The sequence below is a fragment of the Streptomyces mutabilis genome (assembly GCF_014649815.1).
Classification (GTDB): Bacteria; Actinomycetota; Actinomycetes; order Streptomycetales; family Streptomycetaceae; genus Streptomyces; species Streptomyces mutabilis.
Genome location: NZ_BMTT01000075.1, coordinates 1 through 1393, shown reverse-complemented (window position 1 = coordinate 1393; position 1393 = coordinate 1). Strand labels below are relative to the sequence as shown.

1 protein-coding gene is annotated in these 1393 nt (G+C 67.1%); it reads left to right on the top strand.

Annotation, left to right across the window (positions count from 1 at the left end):
• The first annotated feature begins 63 nt into the window (after window positions 1-63).
• The gene (locus IE142_RS34680) at window positions 64-1299 is read left to right on the top strand and encodes an IS701 family transposase (protein ID WP_191889396.1); all 1236 of its coding nucleotides are present in this window, start codon (window positions 64-66) and stop codon (window positions 1297-1299) included.
• Window positions 1300-1393: the final 94 nt, after the last annotated feature.

Genomic DNA, 1393 nt, shown 5'->3' with positions numbered 1-1393 from the left:
TAGTACTCCAGTTAGAAATCGTTGCCTGAGCTGGTCGGTTTCGTTGTGCTGGACATGGTGGGGATGGATGAAGCCTGCTTGTGGGCTGCGGAGTTGGAGTCGGTGTTCGCGCGGGTTGCGGGCCGGTTCTCAAGGGTGGATCTGCGGTGGCGGATGCGGGACTACGTGCGTGGTCTGCTGGCTCCGGTGGAGCGGAAGAACGGCTGGCAGCTCGCCGAGTACGCAGGTCACCGCGGGCCAGCAGGCTTCCAGCATCTGCTGAACGGTGCAGCCTGGGACGTCGATGCGGTCCGGGACGACCTGCAGCAGTACGTCGCCGAGCGCCTCGGCGCCCCGGACGGAGTCCTGATCGTGGACGACACCGGCTTCCTCAAGAAGGGCACCACGTCCGCTGGGGTGCAAAGGCAGTACTCGGGTACGGCCGGCCGAACGGAGAACTGCCAGATCGGAGTCTTCGCCGCCTATGCCTCGGCCAAGGGCAGAGCGCTGGTGGACCGGGAGCTGTATCTGCCGAAGTCCTGGATCTCGGATGCGGACCGGTGCCGGGCGGCAAAGGTCCCTGACAGTCGCGGTTTTGCGACCAAGGGCGAGCTGGCCCGCGCGATGATCCTGCGGGCGCTGGCCTCACGCCTGCCGGTCGCCTGGGTGACGGGCGACTGCGCCTACGGACAGGAATGGCGCATGCGCCGCACCCTGGAAGAAGCCGGGGTCGGCTACGTCCTGGCCGTGCCGAAGTCACAGCAACTGCACGCTCCCTTCGGCCGTATCGACCGCGCCATCGCTGATGCCCCCGGCGAAGCATGGGAACGCCACTCCTGCGGCGACGGTGCCAAAGGCCCGCGCCTCTACGACTGGGCCGCCGCACGCCTGCCGGCGATCGGCGCCTTCGACGGCGACCGGCCCACCCACGAGCGGTGGGTACTGGGCCGCCGCAGCCTGGCCCGCCCGGACGAGATCGCCTACTACCTCGCCTACGCCCCCAACGGCACCAGCGTTGCTGACCTGGTCCGAATCGCCGGCTCGCGCTGGGCGATCGAGGAAGCCTTCCAAGCCGCCAAGAACGAATGCGGCCTCGACCAGTACGAGGTCCGCCGCTATCCGGGCTGGTATCGCCACATCACCCTGGCCATGCTCGCCCACGCGTTTCTGTCTGTCGTCGCGGCCCAGACCACCGAAAGGGGGGCCGCAGAAACGACCCCACCAGCACCATCCGCTTCACAGTGGCAGAGATCCGCAGACTCCTGGACACTCTTCTGCCTCGCCCCACACCCCGCACCGGAGCAGTCATCCACGCCCTGAACTGGTCCCTCTGGCGCAGACAACACCAAGCGACCGCCCGCCACTGCCACTACCGAAGAAGAACCAGCTCAGGCAACGATTTCTAACTGGAGTA

Bases quoted from the DNA above. Each gene is read 5' to 3' on its own strand.
- IE142_RS34680 (WP_191889396.1), top strand. From the start codon at position 64: ATGGATGAAGCCTGCTTGTGGGCTGCGGAGTTGGAGTCGGTGTTCGCG.